General features: G+C 68.4%; 16 protein-coding genes and 1 pseudogene. 12 read left to right on the top strand and 5 right to left on the bottom strand.

Annotated elements, in window-relative coordinates; genetic code table 11:
• Window positions 1-2: 2 nt before the first annotated feature.
• Window positions 3-1,997 (bottom strand): monovalent cation:proton antiporter-2 (CPA2) family protein, encoded by a 1,995-nt coding sequence (locus DES44_RS19970; protein WP_058937695.1) that lies wholly within the window; start codon window positions 1,995-1,997, stop codon window positions 3-5.
• Window positions 1,998-2,332: 335 nt separating this feature from the next.
• Between DES44_RS19970 and DES44_RS19965 the strand changes: the two genes are divergently transcribed.
• A complete protein-coding gene (locus DES44_RS19965) occupies window positions 2,333-3,604 on the top strand; it encodes a Glu/Leu/Phe/Val family dehydrogenase (protein ID WP_058937073.1) in 1,272 nt (423 codons plus the stop codon).
• A 154-nt stretch (window positions 3,605-3,758) separates the two neighbouring features.
• Here the strand turns inward: DES44_RS19965 and DES44_RS19960 are convergent, their stop codons facing one another.
• From DES44_RS19960 to DES44_RS19950, 3 genes are all read right to left on the bottom strand, one after another.
• Window positions 3,759-4,133 (bottom strand): ribbon-helix-helix domain-containing protein, encoded by a 375-nt coding sequence (locus DES44_RS19960; RefSeq protein ID WP_058937072.1) that lies wholly within the window; start codon window positions 4,131-4,133, stop codon window positions 3,759-3,761.
• A gap of 85 nt (window positions 4,134-4,218) precedes the next feature.
• Entirely contained in the window at window positions 4,219-4,797 is a 579-nt protein-coding gene (locus tag DES44_RS19955) for a DJ-1/PfpI family protein (protein WP_058937071.1), read from the bottom strand.
• 223 nt (window positions 4,798-5,020) lie between these two features.
• A complete protein-coding gene (locus DES44_RS19950; protein WP_083525965.1) occupies window positions 5,021-5,791 on the bottom strand; it encodes a phosphatase PAP2 family protein in 771 nt (256 codons plus the stop codon).
• Between the two features lie 195 nt (window positions 5,792-5,986).
• Between DES44_RS19950 and DES44_RS19945 the strand changes: the two genes are divergently transcribed.
• Genes DES44_RS19945 through DES44_RS19920 form a run of 6 tightly spaced genes read left to right on the top strand, consistent with a single transcriptional unit; the run spans window position 5,987 to window position 11,092 of the window.
• Window positions 5,987-6,640, top strand: coding sequence for a response regulator transcription factor (locus tag DES44_RS19945; RefSeq protein ID WP_058937070.1), 654 nt, complete (start codon window positions 5,987-5,989; stop codon window positions 6,638-6,640).
• Complete coding sequence (locus DES44_RS19940) at window positions 6,637-7,947, top strand: sensor histidine kinase (RefSeq protein ID WP_058937069.1); 1,311 nt, start codon at window positions 6,637-6,639, stop codon at window positions 7,945-7,947. Before DES44_RS19945 ends, DES44_RS19940 begins: the two co-directional genes overlap by 4 nt.
• A 51-nt stretch (window positions 7,948-7,998) precedes the next feature.
• Entirely contained in the window at window positions 7,999-8,988 is a 990-nt protein-coding gene (locus DES44_RS19935; protein ID WP_058937068.1) for a KpsF/GutQ family sugar-phosphate isomerase, read from the top strand.
• Complete coding sequence (locus DES44_RS19930; RefSeq protein ID WP_058937067.1) at window positions 8,988-9,584, top strand: KdsC family phosphatase; 597 nt, start codon at window positions 8,988-8,990, stop codon at window positions 9,582-9,584. The genes DES44_RS19935 and DES44_RS19930 overlap by 1 nt, the downstream gene beginning before the upstream one ends.
• A complete protein-coding gene (gene lptC / locus DES44_RS19925) occupies window positions 9,584-10,291 on the top strand; it encodes an LPS export ABC transporter periplasmic protein LptC (RefSeq protein ID WP_058937066.1) in 708 nt (235 codons plus the stop codon). Before DES44_RS19930 ends, lptC begins: the two co-directional genes overlap by 1 nt.
• Window positions 10,292-10,318: 27 nt before the next feature.
• Window positions 10,319-11,092 carry an SDR family oxidoreductase gene (locus DES44_RS19920; protein WP_058937065.1) on the top strand — a complete coding sequence of 258 codons (774 nt, stop codon included), beginning with the start codon at window positions 10,319-10,321 and terminating at the stop codon, window positions 11,090-11,092.
• 97 nt (window positions 11,093-11,189) lie between these two features.
• Here DES44_RS19920 and rbp read toward each other — a convergent pair.
• Window positions 11,190-11,692, bottom strand: a pseudogene (gene rbp / locus DES44_RS25155) (RNA-binding regulator).
• Window positions 11,693-12,004: 312 nt separating this feature from the next.
• Here rbp and DES44_RS19905 point away from each other — a divergent pair.
• The 5 genes from DES44_RS19905 to DES44_RS19885 all read left to right on the top strand — a co-directional run bounded on the left by DES44_RS19905 (window position 12,005) and on the right by DES44_RS19885 (window position 18,183).
• A complete protein-coding gene (locus tag DES44_RS19905; protein ID WP_232309887.1) occupies window positions 12,005-12,772 on the top strand; it encodes a helical backbone metal receptor in 768 nt (255 codons plus the stop codon).
• 125 nt (window positions 12,773-12,897) lie between these two features.
• Entirely contained in the window at window positions 12,898-13,599 is a 702-nt protein-coding gene (creB, locus tag DES44_RS19900; RefSeq protein ID WP_375137558.1) for a two-component system response regulator CreB, read from the top strand.
• A gap of 3 nt (window positions 13,600-13,602) precedes the next feature.
• Window positions 13,603-15,066 (top strand): two-component system sensor histidine kinase CreC, encoded by a 1,464-nt coding sequence (gene creC, locus DES44_RS19895; RefSeq protein WP_058937062.1) that lies wholly within the window; start codon window positions 13,603-13,605, stop codon window positions 15,064-15,066.
• 51 nt (window positions 15,067-15,117) lie between these two features.
• The gene (gene creD / locus DES44_RS19890; protein WP_058937061.1) at window positions 15,118-16,473 is read left to right on the top strand and encodes a cell envelope integrity protein CreD; all 1,356 of its coding nucleotides are present in this window, start codon (window positions 15,118-15,120) and stop codon (window positions 16,471-16,473) included.
• 33 nt (window positions 16,474-16,506) lie between these two features.
• Complete coding sequence (locus tag DES44_RS19885) at window positions 16,507-18,183, top strand: GMC family oxidoreductase (protein ID WP_058937060.1); 1,677 nt, start codon at window positions 16,507-16,509, stop codon at window positions 18,181-18,183.
• Window position 18,184: the final 1 nt, after the last annotated feature.

Here is an 18,184-nt window from a genome sequence, read left to right as displayed (position 1 = left end):
GGTCAGCCCACCAGCAGCCCGTGTTCCGCGCGGGCCAGCGCTTCGGGCGTCCCGGAAATCACCAGCGTGTCGCCGCCATGCAGCACCACGTCCTCGGCGGCCGCCAGCACCGCGCCGTTGCTGCGCTTGATCGAGATCACGCTCACCCCCCAGGCCACCGTCCCCACATCCCCCAGCTTGCAGCCGTTCAGCACACTGCCAGCGGGCAGGGAGATGGACTGCAGCCGGGCCTGGTCGCGGTCTTCGCCGGTGTCGTCGTCCAGGCCATGGAAGTAGCCGCGCAGCAGGCCATAACGCCGGTCCCGCGCGTCGCGCGCGATGCGCAGCACCCGCCGCATCGGCACCCCCACCAGGGCCAGCGCATGACTGGCCAGCATCAGCGACCCCTCGATGGCTTCCGGCACCACTTCGGTGGCGCCGGCGGCGCGCAGCTTTTCCAGGTCGGTGTCGTCAATGGTGCGCACCACCACCGGCACCTGCGGCGCATGGCTGCGCACCTCATGCAGCACCTTCAGCGCGGAGGGCGTGTCGTGATAGCTGATGACCAGGGCGCTGGCGCGGGACAGGCCGGCCGCGATCAGGCTCGTCAGCCGCGCCGCATCGCCGAAGACCACGCTCTGGCCGGCGGCGGCGGCCTGGCGCACGCGGTCCGGATCCAGGTCCAGGGCCATGTAGGGGATGCCCTCGGCCTCCAGCAGCCGCGCCAGGTTCTGCCCGCTGCGCCCATAGCCGCAGATGATGACGTGGGCGTCGGTCTTGATCGCCTTCTTGGCAATGGTGGTCAGTTGCACCGACTGCAGCAGCCAGTCGCTGGCCGACAGCTTCATCACGATGCGGTCGCTGTATTCGATCACCAGCGGCGTCATCAGCATGGACATGACCATGGCCGCCAGCACCGGGCTGACCCATTGGGCTGCGATCAGGTTCTGCTGGGCGCCCAGGGTGAGCAGCACGAAGCCGAACTCACCGGCTTGCGCCAGATACAGGCCGGTACGCAGCGCCACGCCGGTGGGGGCCTTGAACAGCTTGGCCAGACCCGCCACCAGCACGAACTTGGCGAAGGTGGGCACCAGCGTCAGCACGATGACCAGCGGCCACTGGTAGACCAGGGTCTGCCAGTCCAGCCGCATGCCGATGGTGATGAAGAACAGCCCCAGCAGCACATCGTGGAAGGGGCGGATGTCGGTTTCCACCTGGTGGCGGTATTCGGTTTCGGCGATGAGCATGCCCGCCACGAACGCCCCCAGCGCCAGCGACAACCCCGCATGCTCGGTTAGCCAGGCCAGGCCCAGGGTGACCAGCAGCAGGTTGAGCATGAAGAGCTCCTGGCTCTTGCGCCGCGCCACCAGCGTCAGCCAGCGGCGCATCACATGCTGGCCGCCGGTCAGCAGCAGGGTCAGCAGCAGCACGGCCTTCAGGCCGGCCCAGCCCAGCGACTGGGCCATGGCGCTGCCGCTGCCGCTCAGCGCCGGGATCAGCACCAGCAGCGGCACCACGGCCAGGTCCTGGAACAGCAGCACGCCGATCACCCGGCGTCCGTGCTCGCTTTCCAGTTCCAGCCGCTCGGCCATGAGTTTCACCACGATGGCGGTGGAACTCATGGCCATGGCGGCCCCCAGCACCAGCGCACCCTGCCAGCCCAGCTCCCAGTGGCGCCCGGCCATGGCAAAGGCCCATTCCAGGAAGACGTTGCCCAGGATGGTGCCGCCCACGGTGATCACCACCTGCAGCAGGCCCAGGCCGAAGACCAGCGAACGCATGCTGTGCAGCTTGGGCAGGTTGAATTCCAGGCCGATGGCGAACATCAGGAACACCACGCCGAATTCCGCCAGGTGCTGCACGCCGGGGACATCGCTGGCCAGGGAGAGCGCATTGGGACCGATCACCACCCCCACCACCAGGTAGCCCAGAATGGGCGGCAGCTTGAGCGAACGGCAGACCACCACGCCCAGCACAGCGGCGATGAGGTAGACGAGGGTCAGATCCAGGGCAGTCAGCATGGCCCCGATCCTACTGGTCCGCCCCGCAGCGCCGCCCCCAAAACGGCAAGGTTTCGCCCAGGTTCGCCGGCCAACGACCGGCGCGTGGGTCGGGCGTCTCAAAACGTCCACACCCTGACCGTCCCCTCCTGACCCAGGTCATGCGGCGATTCGCCCTCAAGCGGGAGGGCGCCCACCCCCCACAGAGGCTGGCGTTCCTCACGCCACAGCGGCAAACTTGCAGGCTTATGCATCGGGTGCATGCCCGCATGTGCAAGCGGCTTTGCCGGACGTGGCGAACCGGTGAGGCTTCAGGGTACCGTTCGCGCCACCGAAAAGTTACGGAGCATTTCATGCCCAATCTGTCTTTCGTTTCGCCCACGCGCAACAGTCCCTGGGGCACCTACCTGTCGCAGATCGACGCCGTCGAGCCCTACCTGGGCAAGCTGGCCCGCTGGGTGGAAACGCTGCGCCGTCCCAAGCGCGCGCTGATCGTGGACATCCCCATCGAACTGGACAACGGCACCATCGCGCACTTTGAAGGCTACCGCGTGCAGCACAGCCTGACCCGCGGCCCCGGCAAGGGCGGCGTGCGCTATCACCCGGACGTGACGCTGGAAGAAGTCATGGCCCTGTCGGCCTGGATGACGGTCAAGAACGCCGCCGTCAACCTGCCGTATGGCGGTGCCAAGGGCGGCATCCGCCTGGACCCCAAGCTGCTGTCGACCAAGGAACTGGAAAAGGTCACCCGCCGCTACACCAGCGAGATCGGCATCATCATCGGCCCGACGCAGGACATCCCCGCACCGGACGTGAACACCAACGGCCAGATCATGGCCTGGATGATGGACACGTATTCGATGAACGTCGGCGCCACCGCCACCGGCGTGGTCACCGGCAAGCCGATTCCGCTGGGCGGCTCGCTCGGCCGTGTGGCGGCCACCGGCCGCGGCGTGTTCGTCGTGGGCCGTGAAGCCATGCGTCGCCTGGGCGTGGAAATGGACGGCGCCCGCGTGGCGGTCCAGGGCTTCGGCAATGTGGGCTCGGTGGCGGCCAAGATGTTTGCCGCCAACGGCGCCAAGATCGTCGCCGTGCAGGACCACACCGGCACCATCCTGAACGAGAAGGGCCTGGACATGACCAGCCTGCTGGACCATGTGGCCCAGACGGGCGGCGTGGGTGGCTTCAAGGGCGCCGACCGCATCGAGAACGAGCAGTTCTGGGACGTGAAGTCCGACGTGCTGATTCCGGCGGCGCTGGAAGGCCAGATCACGGCGGAGCGTGCCAAGCGTGTGCAGACCCGTGTGGTGCTGGAAGGCGCCAACGGCCCGACCACCCCGGACGGCGACGCCGTGCTGGCGGACCGCGGCATCATCGTGGTGCCGGACGTGATCGCCAATGCCGGCGGCGTGACGGTGTCCTACTTCGAGTGGGTGCAGGACTTCTCGTCCTTCTTCTGGACGGAAGACGAGATCAATGTGCGTCTGGACAAGATCCTGATCGGTGCCTTCAAGGGCATCTGGGATACGTCGGAACAGCACAAGATCCCGCTGCGCACCGCTGCGTTCACCGTGGCCTGCACGCGCGTGCTGCAAGCCCGCGAAGAACGCGGACTCTATCCTTGATGACCTTGACCCCCCCCTACCGCCTGACGGCGGCCCCCCCAGGGGGGCGAGGACGGTGGACCGGCGGAGCCGGATCCACGGCCTCCGCTTGAGGGGGCGCGGCCCGGAGGGCGCGCAGGTGACAAGGGCTTCCTTTGGGAAGCCCTTTGTCGTTTTAGGAGAGCTGGATGGGGTGAGGGGTGTGGGTCCATCCTTGGAGGCCGGTGAGGACGGTGTCGGGGTTCAGGGTGCGCAGGGGGATCGAAGGGTCGGCGGGGATGCGGTTTTGGGCCACCAAGGCCATGTAGCGCAGGGCGGAGACGCGCAAAAATGAGGCGAAGTTGCCGACGGCGCCGCGGGCTTGCACCAGTTCGTCGTAGAGGCGCGTGATCAGTTGCGTCACTGACATGCCGTCCCGCGCCGCAATCTCCTCCAGGACTTCCCAGTGCAGGTTTTCGAGACGGATGCTGGTCACCACACCGTGCAGGCGCACCGAACGCGTCCGCGATTCATAACTCTGTGGATCCGCACTGATGAAGACCTGACACATCGCATTTCCCCTTTTGGCGTTGCAGGCAACGGCTGGGGTCATTGTGCGCCGCCTCAAGAGCAGCGCCCAGCGCCCACCCGCTCCGTCATGGGGTGATGCGTGTGCCCAGCACCGTCAGGAACTGCGCAATCCACGCCGGATGGGCCGGCCAGGCAGGTGCGGTCACCAACTGGCCATCCGTGACCGCCTGGTCCACCGGGATGTCCGCATAACTGGCCCCGGCCAGCTCCACCTCCGCCGCGCACGCCGGGTAGGCCGACACCCGCTTGCCACGAATCACCCCCGCTGCAGCCAGCAACTGCGCGCCATGGCAGATGGCCGCAATTGGCTTGCCCGCCTGCGAGAAGTGCTGCACCAGCGGCAGCACCTTGGGCATCGTCCGCAAATACTCAGGGGCGCGGCCACCCGGAATGACCAGTCCGTCATAGGACGCCGGGTCGACCTCGTCAAAGGTGGCGTTCAAGGTGAAACGGTGGCCAGGCTTTTCCGAGTAGGTCTGCGCCCCCTCGAAGTCGTGGATCGCCGTCAGGACAAAGTCCCCCGCCTTCTTGCCGGGACAGACCGCGTGCACCTGGTGCCCCACCGCCAGCAAGGCCTGGAACGGCACCATGATCTCGTAGTCCTCCACATAGTCGCCGGCCAGCAACAACAGCTTCTTGCCCATGAATGTCTCCAGAAATCGAGTCGGAAGCCCGATTCTGGAAAGCAAGCAGCCTGCGTGGGTAGTAGCGGGCTATGTCTGCCGGCTATGTCTGCCGGACATGCGCGTCGGACATGCTAGTCCGCCCTGCCAGCCGGATGAGGCCAGCGGGCTAGGTGAGCCGGGCCAGGTCAGCCGACCGTGCCGCGGCCCCATGACGGCGTAGGCGCGGACCGGCCGCGCCGGCTCAGGCGGTGTGCCCGGCAGGCGCAGCCCGCCGCAGGCGCCACTGGCCCTGGCTGATACGTGTCATGCCCACCGTCACCGCCCAGCAGATCCAGGCCGTCCACAGGGTGTGGCTGGGATAGTGGGCGCCGCGCGCCATTTGGGCCATGCCGTAGCAAAAGCCCAGCACCATCACGCCCACCAGCACCACGCCCGCCTGCCGTGGATAGGCCCGGCGCAGCATGAAGAACAGGCTGAAGAAGGCAAATGCCGAACTGGCATGGCCGGACGGGAAACAATGCCCCGGTCCTCCATCCGCCACGCCAAAGCGCCAGTGCGAGACATAACGCGCCGTGCCGCCAAACTCCGCCAGGTCCCAGGGGCAGCTGGTGCTGCTGCCCTGCTTGATCAAGGGAATGAGGATCAGGCAGACCGCCGTGATCGCCACCGCCGTCCAGCGCTCCCGGCGCGTCAGGCCCGGCCACAGCGGACGCACCGCATTGACCAGCAGCATCACGACCAGCCCCGTCGCCAGCCAGCGTCCGCCCTGGTGCATCACGCCCGAGGTCAGCCAGTGGTCGCGCCAGGCAAACCCCCGCAGGTCCCCGAAGAGACGCACCGCCGCCAGGTCCAGCCCCAGGCCGTCCCAGACGACCAGCGCCAGCAGGCCCAGCATCACCGACCAGCCCAGCAGGGACAGTCGCGGCAACCAGCGCGGGCCTGTCACGGCACCCGCAGCCCTCGGCAGGTCGAGGGATGGATCAGACAGTTCGGTCAGCAAAAGTGGCTTCATGGCGCCGTAAGTGGGCTTGACCGCGCTGAAGGATCCCTGAAGCGAACCTGAAGGTATGCTGAAGCGCCGGATCCGCCCCGAATGACCGGACTGCATCGTGATTTCCGAATGGGGCCGATTCGCCCACCGGACAGCTCGGTCCGGCCGGCCTGTTATCGTTCCACCCGATCCGACCCTGCCCGCGCCACTGCCACGATGCGATTGCTCCTGCTTGAAGACGACGAACTGCTGGGGAGCGGCCTGCGTGATTTCCTGGTCTCCGAAGGCCATGAGGTCACCTGGGCCACCCGGTTGTCGGACCTGCTGCCCCGCCAATATGAAGATGCGGAAGCGCTGCTCGTGGACTGGCAGTTGCCCGACGGGTCGGGTCTGGACTGGCTGCGCTCGCTGCGCCAGCGCGGCGTGGCCACTCCCGCCCTGATGCTCACCGCCCGCGACCTGCTGGCCGACCGGCTTCAGGGCCTGGACAGCGGCGCGGACGACTATCTGGTCAAACCCTTCGCCCCCGAGGAGCTTGCCGCCCGGCTGCGTGCCGTGAGCCGCCGCCATATGGGCGCCAGCAGCTCCCATCGCCAATATGGCGACGTCTGGCTGGACCTGGCCGCCAAGCGGGCCCGCCGCGGCGGCCTGGCCGTGGAGCTGACCGCCCGGGAATGGGCGGTGCTGGAAGCGCTGGCCCAGCGCGCCGGCCGGCTCTATCCCAAGCATGAGCTGGAGCTGCGGGTGCTGGGCACCGACGCCGAGGTGCAGAGCAACGCCCTGGAGGTCCACATCTCCAGCCTGCGACGCAAGCTCGGCCGCAGCCTCATCGAAACCGTGCGCGGCATGGGCTACCGGCTGGGCGCATGAGGTCCGCTCCCGCCCGCAAACCGTCGATCGCCGGCCGGCTGGCCCGCCAGCTGCTGCTGATCTCCGTCTTCTGGGCGCTGGTGGCCGGTGTGTCGGTCTGGCTGGTGGTGCAGGAGGAAGTGGATGAACTGCTGGACGAGACGCTGCAGGCCTCCTCCCAGGTGCTGGGCCAGCTGCTGCGCCAGAACAATGCGCTGCTGAGCGCCGAAGTGGCGGACGCGGACGACCTGAGCACCCATTTCGCGTGGCAGCTGGTGTCGTCCGACGGCCAGTTGCTGCATCGCTCCCCCCTGGCGCCGGGCAAGCCCTGGCAACTGCCGGCCGGCTTCAGCGACTGGAAAGACGACGGCAGCGACGGCGACGACTGGCGCGTGCATGTGCGCCCCCTCAAGTCGCCGACCGGCGCGGCCTGGTTGATGGTGGCCCAGACCACCAGCGAGCGGCGGGAGGTCCGATCCCGGGTGGGCATGGCCAGTGCGTTGTCAGCCCTGCTGGTGGGCAGCCTGTGCATGATCTGGCTCAACCGGCGCGCCCGGCAGGAGCTGGAGCCGCTGGCCCGCCTGACTGAATCCCTGAACCAGTACGACCCGCTGGACAGCCGCCAGAGCCTGCCGGAACAGCCGCGCCGCGAGCTGGCGGAAATCCGTGCCGCCGTGCTGGACCTGGGCCAGCGCCTGGCCCAGCGGGTGGCCAACGAGCGCGCCTTCAGCGCCCACGCGGCCCATGCCCTGCGCACGCCCCTGGCCGGCATGGACACCCAGCTGGCCATGGCCCTGCGGGAAGCGCCGCCGGAGCAGCGCGACCGGCTGCAGCGCACCCGGGAAGCGGCCGACCGCCTGCGCCGGGTGGTCACCGCGCTGCTGACCCTGTTCCGCAGCGGCATGAGCCTGCAGTGGCAGCGCCTGGACCTGGCTGCCCTGCTGGCCCATCTGCCGCTGCCCCAGCAACTGGAACTGGACCTGCCGCCCGAGCCCTGGGTGCAGGGCGACCCCGACCTGCTGGCCGCCGCCCTGATCAATCTGCTGGACAACGCCTGGCGCCACCGCGCCGGCCGGATGACGCTTCGCCTGCGGGCGCTGCCCGACGGCGGCACGGTGGTGGAGCTGGAAGACAACGGCTCCGGCGTGCCGGAATGGCGCCGCGAGGATCTCAACGATGCGCTGGAGCGCCAGCAATACGAGGGCCGCATGGGCCTGGGCCTGATGATGGCCGACCTGGTGGCTCGCGCGCACGGCGGGGATCTGCGCCTGCTCCCGGTCAGCACGGGATTTGCCGTCGCGCTGCACCTGGGCCCGCCGCCCCCGTAGACCGGGGCCGCCGGCCGCCGCTGAACCGCTCCCGGCTACACTGCCGCCTGTATGACGACACAAGCTGTTCTCACCCATTCCCGTGCCCTCGAAGTGGCGCGCCAGGCCCTGAAGGTCGAAGCCGATGCGCTGCTGGCGCTCGGGCCCCGGTTGGGCGAGGCCTTCGAGCAGGTGGTGCAGCTCATCCTGTCCAGCAGCGGCCGCGTGGCCGTGATGGGCATGGGCAAGAGCGGCCATGTGGGCCGCAAGATCGCCGCCACCCTGTCGTCCACCGGCACGCCCGCCTTCTTTGTGCATCCGGCCGAGGCCAGCCATGGCGACCTGGGCATGGTCACCCGGTCGGACATCGTGCTGGCCCTGTCCAATTCCGGCGAGAGCGACGAGCTCAACGCCATCCTCCCCACCCTCAAGCGCCTGGGCGTCAAGCTGATCGCCATGACCGGCCGGGCCGATTCCTCGCTGGCCCGTCACGCCGACCATGTGCTGGACTCCCGGGTGGACCAGGAAGCTTGTCCGCTCAACCTGGCCCCGACCGCCAGCACCACCGCGCAGATCGCGCTGGGCGATGCATTGGCCGTCGCGCTGCTGGACGCACGCGGGTTCCGCGCGGAAGACTTTGCCCGCTCCCATCCCGGCGGCGCGCTGGGCCGCAAGCTGCTGACCCATGTCCGCGACCTGATGCGCAGCGGCGACGCCCTGCCCCGGGTCAGCGCCGACCTGACCCTGCTGGAGATGATGCGGGTGATGTCCGCCAAGGGCCTGGGCTGCGCCATCCTGGTGGATGAGCAGGAGCGGGTGGCCGGCATCTTCACCGATGGCGACCTGCGTCGCCTGATCGAACGCGGCACCGACCTGCGCGGCCTGACCGCCGCTCAGGTGATGCATGGCAGCCCGCGCACCGTCTCCGCCGACGCCCTGGCGGTGGATGCCGCCGACCTGATGGAGTCGGCCCGCATCACCCTGGTGCTGGCCGTGGATGACGATCAGCGCCTGGTGGGTGCCATCAGCATCAACGACCTGATGCGGGCCAAGGTGATCTGATGACGGTGGTGCGCGAACTCCAGCCGTCCCTGCGGTTTGATCCCGAGCTGCTGCTGCTGGCCCAAGGGCCGGCCGGCGGCCTGAAGGCGGCCATCTTCGATGTGGACGGGGTGCTGACCGACGGCCGCATCTACATCAGCGAACGCGGCGAGGACTTCAAGGCCTTCTCCACCCTGGACGGTCACGGCCTGAAGCTGCTGGCCCAGGGCGGCATCCTGCCGATCGTGGTCACCGGCCGAGACTCGCCGGCCGTGCGCCGACGCGTGGCGGACCTGGGGCTGACCCATGCCGTCTACGGTGCCAAGGACAAGCTGGCCGCGGCCCAACCGGTGCTGGACCAACTGGGTCTGCGCTGGGAGGCCGTGGCCGTCATCGGCGACGACTGGCCGGACCTGCCGCTGATGGTGCGCGCCGGTTTCGCCTGCGCGCCGGCCCAGGCACATGCCGAGACCCGCGCCGCCGCCCATTACGTGACCCAGGCCGAAGGCGGCCACGGCGCCGCCCGTGAGTTCTGCGACCTGCTGCTGATGGCCGCCGGCCAGTACGCGCGCCTGCTGCGGGGTCACCTGGACACGCTGGACGGGGGCACGCACTGATGGCGGTCCTGGCTCCGCCGCCCACGGGCCCCCGCCGCCGGGTGCAGCCCCTGCTGTGGCGTCTGCAATCCTTCCTGGCGAGTTATGTGCCGCTGCTGCTGATGGCGGCGCTGGCGGGCCTCACCTGGTGGCTGATCAAGAGCACGCCGCAGCTGGAAGCGCCGCGTGAAAAGGTTGCGCCGCGCCATGTGCCCGACTACCGCATGCAGGGCTTCGAGCTGGAGCGCTTCAGCAGCGACGGCCGCCTGGTGGCCCGCATCCTGGGTCAGGAGCTGCGGCACTATCCGGACAACGACACGGTCGAGATCGACCAGCCCGAGCTGCGCGCCTACGGCGAAAAGGGCGAGCTGATGATCGCGCAGGCCAAGCGGGCTTTGTCCAACGGCGACGGCAGCGAAGTGCAGCTGATGGGCGATGTGAAGCTCCATCGCTATCCCAACGGCGACCCGGCCTCCGCCACCGACCTGGAGCTGTACGGCGAGTTCCTGCACGCCTTCGTGCCGGAGCAGAAGATGCGTTCCCATCTGCCGGCCCGCGTGGTGGGCATGGGCGGTGAAATGCAGGTGCGCAGCTTCGAATACAACAACCTGACCGGCCTGCTGACCTTCGCCGGCGGCGGCAAGGCGCAGTTCAGTGCGCAGCCTCGCCGGGCGGCTGCAGCGCCTGCCGCTCCTTCGCCGTCGGCCTCATCGCCGACCCGCCGCTGATCTTTGACCCTGGTCGCAGGGAACTCCATGTCACGTCTTGTCTACATCACCGGTGCCTCCAGCGGCATCGGCCAGGCGCTCGCGCTGCAGTACTACCGCCAGGGATGGTCACTGGCCCTGGTGGCGCGGCGGGTGGAGGAGCTGACGGCATGGGCGCAGTCCCAGTCCCTGGATCCTGCTCGCTGGCGCGTCTACCGCGCGGACGTCAGTGACATCGCCGACATCACCGCCACCGGTCGCCGCTGCATCGCCGAACAGGGCCTGCCGGACGTGGTCATCGCCAATGCCGGCATCAGCATCGGGGTGGACACCGCCATCGAGGCCGACCTGGAGGTGATGCAGCGCATCTACGCCACGAACAACCTCGGCATGGCGGCCACCTTCCAGCCCTTCATCACGCCGATGCGCCAGCGCCGCAGCGGCACGCTGGTGGGCATTGCCAGCGTGGCGGGCATCCGGGGTTTGCCGGGCCATGGCGCCTATTCCTCCAGCAAGGCGGCGGTGTTTGCCTACTGCGAAAGCCTGCGCGGCGAATGCCGTCCGGACGGCGTCCAGGTGGTGACGATTGCACCCGGATATATCGATACCCCGCTGACCCGCAAGAACCGCTACCGGATGCCCTTCCTGATGCAGCCGGAAGCATTTGCTGCAAAGGCTTTTGACGCGATTGCAGCCGGTGCACGGGTGCGTTTCATTCCCTGGCAGATGGGCGTGGTGGCGCGGGTGATGCGCGTGCTGCCCGGCGCCCTCTTTGACCGCGTGCTGGCCGGCCGGCCGCGCAAGCACCGCGAAAACGAGTGATGCGGGCCGAGCCCCAGGACACGGGCAACAAAAAAGGCACTCCGAGGAGTGCCTTTTTGCTGGAAGGGCCGAAGCCCTCCTGGCTGGATGCCGGGGATCAGTAGCCGCCGTTGCCGCCACCGTAGCCGCCACGGCCACCGCCGCCGCCGCCACCGTAGCCGCCGCCACCGCCGTAGCTGCCACGGCCACCGCCGCCGCCGCCGCCACCGTAGCCGCCGCGGCTGCCGCCGCCGCCACCACCACCGTAGCCGCCGCCACCACCGCCGCCGCCGAAGCCGCCGCGGCTGCCGCCGCCACCACCACCAAAGCCGCCACGGCCACCGCCGCCGCCGCCAAAGCCGCCCGGACGCTCTTCGCGCGGACGAGCCACGTTCACCACGATGGCGCGGCCCTCGAGGGCTTGGCCGTTCATGCCGTTGATAGCGGCTTGCGCCTCGGCATCAGTCGCCATTTCCACAAAGCCGAAGCCCTTGGAACGACCGGTCTCGCGTCCATCATGACCTTGGCAGACGTGACGGTGCCGAATTGCGAGAATGCCTCCTGGAGCGTCTCATCTCGCACGCTGTAAGCGAGGTTGCCCACGTATAGCTTGTTTCCCATGGGGAAGCCCTTTCAAAAACCAAATAACCCAATGTGCTGCTTCAACCCATCGTGAACCACTCATACGAAGGCGCTGCATTCAGGCCGTCTGATTATGTGTGACAGGATTGGCGATTCGCAACGCGTCAACCGTGATGTTGTTTTTCGGCTTCTGCGAAGAAACCCCGAGCAGGTGCCAAGAACACACAACCTTCTTTTTGACGAACTGAACCAGGGGCAAAAATGATTCCCAAACCCTAGGTGGGTGAAGGGTAAATTGCAAGTTCCGATGTGGATATCACGCTTTGTCACCGCTTGGAGGGTCAGCCACCCGTGATTCGCATCATTTCGCTGGTCCCCTCCATCACCGAGCTTCTATTCGCCCTGGGGCTCGGCCCGCAGGTGGTCGGACGCACAGGTTTTTGCATTCATCCCCCAAAGGGGGTGGCCGACATTCCCAAAGTGGGGGGCACCAAGGACCTTCGCCTCACGCGGATCCAGGCCTTGGCCCCCACCCATGTGATCGTCAATGTTGATGAAAACCGCCTTGAAGACGTCGCGGCACTGCGACAACTCGGGGCGGAAGTGGTGGTCACGCACCCGTGTTCGCCGCAGGACAACCTGACGTTGCTGCAGCAGATGGTGGACTGCTTCGGGCAGGCGCAGCCGCAGGTGCGCATCGAGGCTGGGCGCCTTGCGCAGCGTCTGGAAGCCGAACTCGCCGCGTGCAAAGCCCAGGCCTGGACGCCGCGGCGGGTGCTGTATCTGATCTGGCGAGATCCCTGGATGACCGTCGCGCGGGACACCTACATCGCCCGGATGCTGGCCGAGGTCGGCTGGTCCACCTGGCCGCCGGTGGACGGCGGGGAGCACGGCGCCGCCCGTTATCCGACGCTGACCGGCCAGGAGCCGTGGCTGCAGGAGGTGGAGGAAGTGCTGCTCAGCTCAGAGCCTTACCGCTTCGATGCGACCCACATCGATGCTGCGCAGGCGCTGTGTCCGCACGCGCGGGTCCGCCTGATCGATGGGGAACTGGTCAGCTGGTACGGGCCGCGGGCCGCCGACGGGCTGGCCTGTCTGCGGGCCATGGCGGAGTCCTGAGCTGACACTGGCCGCTTGCTGCACGGACCTCACACTGAGCACACACACAATCGCTACGCTGTCGCTGCGCCCGCGTCTGCGGCCCGTCCACTCTCTGCGCCACCCCCAGCGCCACTCCCTGCGCCATTTCCGTGAACACCGCTCCCCCGCCGCCCCAACTGCTGCTGCTCGAAGACGACCCCGCCATCGCGCAGACGGTGGAGTTCGCGCTCACCCGTGAAGGCTTCCAGGTGCGCTATTGCGGCTGGGTCCACGAGGCCCGCACCCAGCTGGCCCGGGGCGACCTGGACCTGGCCATCCTCGATGTCGGCCTGCCGGACGGCAACGGCCTGGACCTGTGCCGGGAGATCCGCCAGGGCGCGCATCCCCAGTTGCCCCTCCTCATGCTGAGCGCTCGCAGCGACGAGGCCGACAAGGTGCTGGGCCTGGAGCTCGGCGCGGACGACTATCTGGCCAAGCCCTTCAGCCCACGTGAACTGGTGGCTCGCGTGCGCGCCTTGCTGCGCCGCGCCCAGGCCGTCGCGCCGGCGGCGGTGAAAGGACCGAGCGGCTTCGTGGTCGAGGCGGAAGGCTCGCGTGTTCGCTTCCACGGGGAACTGCTGCCGCTGACCCGCCGAGAGCTGGGTCTGCTGCTGCGCCTGCTGGGCGCACCGCAGCGCATCCACTCCCGCGAGGTGTTGCTGGATGCGGTCTGGGGCCTGGAGGCCGACAGCAGCGACCGCACCGTGGACACCCACATCAAGACCCTGCGCGCCAAGCTGCGTCAGGTCCGGCCGGACCTAGATCCCATCCGCACCCACCGCGGCATGGGCTATTCGCTGGAGTGAGGCATGCGCCTGGGCCTGCGGGTGTTCTTCGGTTTCTTCCTGATCGCGGGCCTGAGCTCGGTGATCCTGCTGCGGGTGGTGCTGGGCGAGGTCAAGCCCAGTGTGCGGGAGGTGATGGAAGACATCATGGTGGACACCGCCAACCTCCTGGCGGAGCTGGCCACCGATGATCTGAGCCGCCTGCCACCCGGCGCGCAGTTGAACGACACGCCCTTTGCACGCCGCGTGCGGGACTATGCCAACCGTCCGGTGGACGTGCACATCTGGGGCCTGCGCAAGCAGACGCTGGACTTCCGCATCTACGTCACCAATGCCCAGGGCCGGGTGATCTTCGACACGGTGCAGGGCGCCGGATCGTCCCTCGGGAAGGACTATTCCCGCTGGAACGACGTGGCCCGCACGCTGCGGGGCGGCTATGGCGCGCGCTCCACCCAGGATGGCTACGGCGGCGACCTGAGCCCCGTGATGTATGTGGCTGCGCCGGTCCGCTCGGACCAGGGCGAGCTGCTGGGCGTGGTGACCGTGGCCAAGCCGGTGGCCACCGTGCAGCGCTTCATCGACCGCGCGGAACGCCGCATCTGGGCGGCGGGGCTGGGCCTGCTGGTGGTGTCGCTGGGCATCGGCGTTGCGGTCACGCTGTGGGTGGTGGGCCATGTGCGTCGCCTTCGGCGTTATGCGCAGGAGGTGCAGCTGGGCCAGCGTCAGCCGCCGCCCAAGGTGCCCGGCGAGCTCGGAGAACTGGCCCAGGCCATGGATGCGATGCGGGAGCGGCTGGACGGGCGCGAACGCATGGAGCATCTGGCGCGCGCGCTGACGCATGAGTTGAAGAGCCCGCTTGCCGCCCTGCGCGGTGCCGGCGAGCTGTTGCAGGAAGACCTGGCCCCCGCCGATCGGCAGCGCTTTGCCACGCAGGTGGTGGCGCAGAGTGAGCGTCTGACGGAGCTGGTGGAGCGGCTGCTGGCGCTGTCCGCGCTGGAGCTGCGGCGCGGTCCGGAGCATCCGCAGGCGGTTCGGCTCGACGAGGCGGTGAATCAGGCGCTCTCTGCCCTATCGGACCGGCTTGCCCAGCGCCAGATGCAGGTGCGCTGGCTGTGCCGCGAGCCGCTGACCCTGCAGGCGGATCCGGAACTGCTGGCCCTGGCGCTGAGCAATCTGCTGAGCAATGCGGTGGATTTCAGCCCGGTGGGCGGGCTGCTCGAGGTCAGCGTCAGCGCACAGGGCGGTTTCGAGCTGCGCGACCACGGCCCCGGCGTGCCTGCGGCCGCGTTCGACCAGCTGGGCCAGCGCTTTTTCTCCACCGCCCGGCCGGGCAGCCTGCGCAAGGGCTCCGGACTGGGCCTGGCCATCGTGCGGCAGATCGCCGGCCTGCATGGATGGCGCCTGCGCTTCACACCGGCGGAGCCCGGCCTGCGGGTCCATCTGGAGCTGCCGCCGTCCTTCACACTGGCCTCACAAACTTCGCCCTGAGCTCACACGGGCTTTTGACACTGCCGTCTTCCCTGTTCTGGAGCAAGACGAATGAAATCGAAGGCGGTGTGGGTGAAGCTGGGCATTTTGATGCTGGTCACGCTGGTGCTGATCGTGGCGCTGACGCGCATCGGATGGCTGGTCGATGAGCGGCAGGCGCGCCAGCAGGAGGCGGTGCTCAGCGTGGCGGCCTCGCAGGCCGGCGAGCAGCAGTTGCTCGGACCGATGGTGTCCCGCTGGTGTGTGGAGAGCTGGGAGGAAACGACCGGCACGGGCGACAACCGGCGGGTGGAGCGCCAGCGCCGTGAGTTCACCCTGATGCGGCTGCCCAACCGGCTGTCGGTGGACGGGACGCTGAACCAGGAGACCCGCTATCGCAGCGTGTTCAAGGTACGGGGCTATGCCGGCCGCGTCATGATCAAGGCGCAGTTTGACGACCTCGCCGCCCTGGTGCCGGTGGCCGAGCATCCCGGCGGTCAGCTCACCTGTTCCGACCCGCAGATGGCCGTGTCGGTGTCGGATCCGCGGGGCCTGCAGGCGGTGGAGATCCGCCGCGGCGCAGATCTGCTGGCGGTGCAGACCGGCACGCTCCACCCCACCTTCCCGCGCGGCCTGCATGCGGCCCTGCGCAATCAGGCGCTGGACCAGCCGCTGGCGCTGAGCGTGTCGCTGCAGCTGTCGGGCACCACCCGCTTCTCGGTCGTGCCGGCGGCCTCGGCCACCGACGTGCAGTTGCGTTCAGACTGGCCGCATCCGAGCTTCGGCGGACGCTTCCTGCCCTCGCCGGCCACGCGCCAGGTCGATGCCAAGGGCTTCTCCGCGCAGTGGCAGGTTTCCGAACTGGCCACCGATGCGATGGCGGATGTTCGCCGTGGCCAAAAGGATCTCGACACGCTGGACTTCTCCATGGTGGATCCGATCAACCCCTATGTGATGAGTGACCGCGCCATCAAGTACGGACTGATGTTCATCGTCCTGACCTTCGTCTGCGTCGGCATGCTGGAGCTGCTGGTGGGCCGGCGGGTGCATCCGGTGCAATACCTGCTGGTGGGCCTGGCGATCAGCCTGTTCTTCCTGCTGCTGCTGAGCCTGTCGGAACACCTGAGCTTTGCCTGGTCCTATGGGGCCGCGGCTGGCGCGGTGGTGGGGCTGCTGGGCTTTTACGGCATGGCCATGCTGGGCCACCGCGGGCGCGGCCTGGGCTTCGGTGCGCTGATCGCCCTGCTGTATGGCGCCTTGTATGTGGTGCTGATCCAGGAACAGGCGGCCCTGCTGATCGGTGCGCTGCTGCTGTTCTCGGTGCTCGCCCTGGTGATGGTGCTGACCCGTCGCATCGACTGGTATGCGATGCAGGCTCAGGGCCAACGCCCTTGCCGAGCCGATGCGCATGCGCCAGCATCGGGCTAATAAAAACGGCCCTGCGGGCAGGCACCAGGCACCATGCGAGACCACAATGGAGACCAGCACTTTGACTACATCATCATCGGCGCCGGCACGGCCGGCTGCCTGCTCGCCAACCGGCTGAGCGCCGATGCGTCCAAGCGGGTGCTGCTGCTGGAGGCCGGGGGCAAGGATGACTATCACTGGATCCACATCCCGGTCGGTTATCTCTATTGCATCGGCAACCCCCGCACCGACTGGCTGTTCAAGACCGAGCCCGATGCGGGCCTGAACGGCCGCAGCCTGCGGTATCCGCGTGGCAAGGTGCTGGGGGGCTGCTCCAGCATCAACGGCATGATCTACATGCGGGGCCAGTCGCGCGACTACGACGGCTGGGCGGCGCTCACCGGGGACGATGCCTGGCGGTGGGATGCGGTGCTGCCGTATTTCATGCGCCACGAGCACCACTGGCGCCTGGACGAGGGGGCTGAACGCCCGCCCGGTTTTGATGCCAGCCGCCATGGTCACGGCGGCGAATGGCGGGTGGAAAAGCAGCGCCTGCGCTGGGCGGTGCTGGATGCGTTTGCAGAGGCCGCGCAGGAGGCCGGTATTCCGGCCAGCTGCGACTTCAACACCGGCAACAACGAGGGCGTGGGCTACTTCGAGGTGAACCAGCGCGGCGGCTGGCGCTGGAACACGGCCAAGGCGTTCCTGCGACCCACCTGCCTGGCGCGGCCCAATTTCGAGATGTGGACCGGCGTGCAGGCGCAGCGGCTGTTGCTCTCGGAGGGCGGTCCGCAGGGCCGCAGCCAGTGCACCGGGGTGGAGGTGCGCACGCCGCAGGGCATTGAATCCGCCCTGCTGGCGCCGGGCGGTGAGGTGCTGCTGGCCGCCGGCGCGATCGGATCGCCGCAGCTGCTGCAGCTCTCCGGCCTCGGACCGAGCGATCTGCTCCAGAGCCTGGGCATTGCGGTGCATCGCGAGCTGCCCGGTGTGGGGGCCAACCTGCAGGATCACCTGCAGATCCGCGCCGTCTTCAAGGTGCAGGACGTCAGCACGCTCAACACACTGGCGGGCAGCTGGTTCGGCAAGGCCCGCATCGGGCTGGAATACGCCTTGCGCCGCACCGGGCCGATGAGCATGGCGCCGTCGCAGCTGGGCGCCTTTGCGCGCAGCGCGCCGGACAAGTCCTGGCCGGACCTGCAATATCACGTGCAGCCGCTGTCGCTGGACGCTTTCGGGGAGCCGCTGCACGGCTTTAACGCGTTTACCGCCAGCGTCTGCAACCTCAATCCCACCAGCCGCGGCACGGTGCGACTGCGCAGTCCGCAGGCGACCGATGCGCCGATGATCGCGCCCAACTACCTGAGCACCGAGGCCGATCGGCATGTCGCCGCGCAGAGCCTGCGGCTGACGCGGCGCATCGTGGCGCAGCCGGCGCTGTCCCGCTACCGGCCCGAGGAATACAAGCCCGGTCCGCAGTACCAGACCGATGAAGAGCTCGCCCGCCTGGCCGGCGACATCGCCACCACCATCTTCCACCCGGTGGGCACCTGCCGCATGGGCCGGGAGGAGGATGAGCAGGCGGTGGTCGACAGCCGCCTGCGGGTGCGCGGCGTGTCCGGTCTTCGGGTGATCGATGCCAGCGTGATGCCCACCATCACCAGCGGCAACACCAACTCACCGACGCTGATGATCGCGGAGCGGGCGGCCGCCTGGTTGCGGCAGGGGGACTGAG

The sequence above is a fragment of the Roseateles depolymerans genome (genome assembly GCF_003387155.1).
Taxonomy (GTDB): Bacteria; Pseudomonadota; Gammaproteobacteria; order Burkholderiales; family Burkholderiaceae_C; genus Roseateles; species Roseateles depolymerans.
Note: the sequence above shows the minus strand (reverse complement) of the source record. Positions and strands in the feature narration are given on the sequence as shown.